The sequence below is a fragment of the Thermodesulfovibrio sp. genome, assembly GCF_049969575.1.
Lineage (GTDB): Bacteria > Nitrospirota > Thermodesulfovibrionia > Thermodesulfovibrionales > Thermodesulfovibrionaceae > Thermodesulfovibrio > Thermodesulfovibrio obliviosus.
Map to the genome: position 1 here is coordinate 1 of NZ_JBMFOO010000041.1, position 3,732 is coordinate 3,732.

At 31.9% G+C, this 3,732-nt stretch carries 5 protein-coding genes; all 5 read right to left on the bottom strand.

What is annotated here, in order from left to right:
- The coding region (locus tag ACP5O9_RS08300; protein ID WP_428723821.1) for a TIGR02186 family protein at positions 1-162 on the bottom strand (162 nt) is incomplete at its 3' end.
- Between the two features lie 80 nt (positions 163-242).
- Positions 243-1,163: a sulfite exporter TauE/SafE family protein gene (locus tag ACP5O9_RS08305; protein WP_424904720.1), complete on the bottom strand. Its 921-nt coding sequence runs from the start codon at positions 1,161-1,163 to the stop codon at positions 243-245.
- Positions 1,164-1,177: 14 nt separating this feature from the next.
- Positions 1,178-1,597 (bottom strand): hypothetical protein, encoded by a 420-nt coding sequence (locus ACP5O9_RS08310; RefSeq protein WP_353686911.1) that lies wholly within the window; start codon positions 1,595-1,597, stop codon positions 1,178-1,180.
- 166 nt (positions 1,598-1,763) lie between these two features.
- Entirely contained in the window at positions 1,764-3,101 is a 1,338-nt protein-coding gene (locus ACP5O9_RS08315) for a sigma-54-dependent transcriptional regulator (RefSeq protein WP_353686912.1), read from the bottom strand.
- Positions 3,091-3,732: sensor histidine kinase (locus tag ACP5O9_RS08320; RefSeq protein ID WP_428723818.1), on the bottom strand; the 642-nt coding region annotated here is incomplete at its 5' end. The genes ACP5O9_RS08320 and ACP5O9_RS08315, both read right to left, overlap by 11 nt.

Consider the following 3,732-nt stretch of genomic DNA (forward strand, 5'->3'; position numbering starts at 1 on the left):
TTCCACACTCATCCATACAAAATCAAGAACTTTCCCTTTTTTTCTTAACACCTGAGATACATCAGGAGATGTTATTTTAACAACAATATCTGAGCCAGGTTGAGCTTGCCCCTTCACACTTACCGTAGAACCATGATAAAACAATATGATCGTGATTGGCAATCACCGAAATTTTAGCCCATGCATTTGTTGATATAGTGATTAAAAAAATTAAAGACAAAAAAATCATTAATTTTTTCATTTTAATGTCCTCCTGCAGGTGATAATAAAATTGATGGTGGTGTAATTAATTCAATAATTATTTTTACTGTAACCATCAATACAAGAATTGCCATTAGAATTCTTAATTGCTCACCCTTTATTTTCTTTCCTATAATTGCACCGATCTGGGCTCCAAAGCTTGAGCCAATCAAAAGGAGTATAGCAAGTAAAATATCCACTGTGTGATTTATGTATGCCTGAAGAAATGTTACCTCAACGCATGTAAAAAAAATCTGAAAAAGACTCGTTCCTATAACAATGTTCATGGGCATTTTAAGAAGATAAAACATCACTGGTACCATTAAAAATCCTCCTCCAACACCCATTATTGCTGCAAGAATTCCCACAATATAACCAACTGTAGCGGTTACTAATATGGAATGGGTAACACCTGATTTCTTATAATGAATTTGAAAGGGAAGCGATTTGAAAAATTTTGTAATAACTGACTCTTTTTTCTCTTTTTTTTCAACGGTTTTATTTTTGCTTTTGAATTTACTAAGACTTTCTATAAGCATGAAAGTTCCTATTACACCAAGCATTATTACATAGGTAATTTTAATTAAGAAGTTTACATTTCCGAGTACTCTAAGAATTTTGATTATTTCCACACCTGTTAATCCACCAAGAAATCCTCCAATTAACAAATGAAATCCCATTTTGAAATCAACATTTCCCAACCTCCAGTGAGCATATGTTCCTGAAGTGGATGCTCCTACAATCTGAGCTGCGTCAGTTGCTGCTGCTACAGCAGGTTGAATTCCTAACATCATCAAAAGAGGTGTCATAAGCCAGCCTCCTCCTACACCAAACAATCCTGAAAGTAATCCAACAGCCAATCCGAGACATACAGGTAAAAATACATTAATACTAGTTAATGCTACAGGTAAGTAAATATACATGTTTCCTCCTATTTTTATTTCTTTGTCATTGTTATAACCGGACAACAAGCATGTTTTATAAGGTTTTTCAATTTTCTTGCTGATAGTTCGCCATTTACAGTAATTTCTGGGCTCAGCAGTACCATTTCAATATGCTGGTTTTTTCTTAAAAAGTTATCAATTGCATTGTAAACTGTATTTTCTGTGTAAACTATATCAACCTTAATTCCTGACTGATTGTATTTTTCTTTTAAGTCTTTGAGATTTCTTTGAATTATTTCATTCTGATTCGTTTGTAGTAACTCCACTGCAGTATTTGATTCACTTGCTTCTGCAAATGTAACTGCAGTCATTAAATCTTCAAATTTTCTTTTTTTAGGATGAATTAACAGCATAGTTATATCCTTATTCATAATTTTTGCCAGTTCTTTAGTGTACTGAAAGATTTCATCCATTTTTTCTCCCCACAATACTGTTAGCAAAAGGTGTTTTTTGCTCATTTTATTTTCTGTATATTTATAAAAACAAAAATTGTGCCACCTGGATTTTTTTGATATTATTTAATTTTTGAAGGAAGGGAACGAGAGATACTGTTTTATTTTGAAACAATAATGAACAATTTTATTTATTATCCGATTTCAGTATTCTCCATAAACTTGTTCGTGAGATGCCAAGAAGTTCTGCAGTTTTAGTTTTATTGCCTCCTGTAATTTCTAAAATTTTTTCTGCATATTCTTTATTTAATTCATCTATAGTTTTTATATTACCATGCTGTATTGTTTCTATTTTAAACAGTGAAAGAGTAGGGGGGAGACTTTCTACGGTAATATATTGAGTTTTTTCAAGTATTATGGCTCTTTCAATTATATTTTCAAGTTCTCTTACATTGCCTGGAAAACTATAGTGTATCAGAATATCCATTGCTTCTTTTGTAAATCCTTTGATTTTCTTGTTGTATTTTGGTAGATGTTTCTGTAAAAAGAATTTGCTTAACGGCTCAATGTCTTCTTTTCTTTCTCTTAAAGGTGGAATATAGATCTCCATCACATTAAGACGATAATAAAGGTCTTCACGGAATCTTTTCTCCTGGATAGCTTTTTTCACATCCTGATTTGTTGCTGCGATAAATCTTACATTAACCTTTATGGGTTTTGTGCCTCCAACTCGGAAAAATTCTCCTTCTTCTATAACCCTAAGAAGCTTTGCCTGGAGATTGGGGCTCATTTCAGCAATCTCATCCAAAAAAAGACTGCCTCCGTCAGCTACCTCTATTAATCCCTGTTTCTGTTTTATTGCTCCTGTGAATGCTCCTTTTTCATGACCAAAAAGCTCGCTGCTGAGTAATTCTTCTGTTAAAGTAGCGCAGTTGATAGACAAAAAAGGCATATCCTTTCTTTTACTTGTATAGTGAATAAGTTTTGCTATGAAACTTTTACCGACTCCACTTTCTCCTGTAAGAAGAACATTGCAATCTGAATTTTTTATCTGTTCAATAATATTTAGGATATTTTTCATGCTTTCACTTTTACCAATGAAAGAGGTTTTTTTGTTTATTTCAAGAAATGTTTTTAATGCTATATTTTGTCTTTCAAGAATTTTTTTTTCCTTAATCTTGGAAATTTTGAGAATTAATTCATCCAGATCAAAGGGTTTTGTAATATAGTCATATGCTCCTTTTTTCATAGCTTCAACTGCTGAGGCAATGCTTCCAAAACCTGTAATTATAACAATTTCAATATCTGGCTCTTTTTTCTTGGCTATTTCAAGAAGTTGAATCCCGTCAATCTCAGGCATTTTAATATCTGTTATGAGAACATCAAATTTGTCTTTTTCAAGCATTCTGAAAGCTTCAAGTCCGTTGGTAACTCCTTCTACTTCATAGCCTTCTGCTTTAAGAGCGTATACAAGATGTTTTAATGTGATTTCTTCATCTTCTGCAACAAGAATTTTAAAGTTCATAAGATGTTCCCGGTAATAAAATTCTAAAGGTTGTTCCTTTGCCTTCTATACTCTCTACAAATATTTTACCATTGTGCTTTTGAATAATATTATAAACTATTGCAAGACCGAGACCTGTACCTCTATTTTTTGTAGTAAAAAAAGGTTCAAATATCTTTTCTAATTTGTCAGCAGGAATTCCGATTCCTGTATCTGATACAGATATTTCTACAAAGTCGTTTTTCTCTAAAATTTTTAATTTTATCTGTCCGTCCTCATGCATTGCATCTATTGCATTATCAAAAAGATTAAAAAATACTATTTCCAGTTGATCCGGGTCAGCAGTGATTACAATTTCTTCTGGAATTTCTTTTAAATCTATATTTTTAAAGTTTCTCTGTTTGATTATTGAATTAGAGGCTTTTAAAATAATATCTTTTATTCTTACCTTTTTAAAAACTGGCTCTTTACCTCTTGCAAATTCAAGTAAATCTTCTATAATTCTTTTTACTCGTGCAATTTCATGGGATACATCATTTAAAATCTCATTAACAAATACAGAAGGCTCTTTTAACTCTTTTTGTAAAATTTGTACTGAAATATAAATATTGTTCAGAGGATTGTTTAATTCGTGGGCTACTCCTGTAGCAAG

Bases quoted from the DNA above. Each gene is read 5' to 3' on its own strand.
- ACP5O9_RS08310 (WP_353686911.1), bottom strand. From the start codon at position 1,597: ATGGATGAAATCTTTCAGTACACTAAAGAACTGGCAAAAATTATGAAT.
- ACP5O9_RS08305 (WP_424904720.1), bottom strand. From the start codon at position 1,163: ATGTATATTTACTTACCTGTAGCATTAACTAGTATTAATGTATTTTTA.
- ACP5O9_RS08315 (WP_353686912.1), bottom strand. From the start codon at position 3,101: ATGAACTTTAAAATTCTTGTTGCAGAAGATGAAGAAATCACATTAAAA.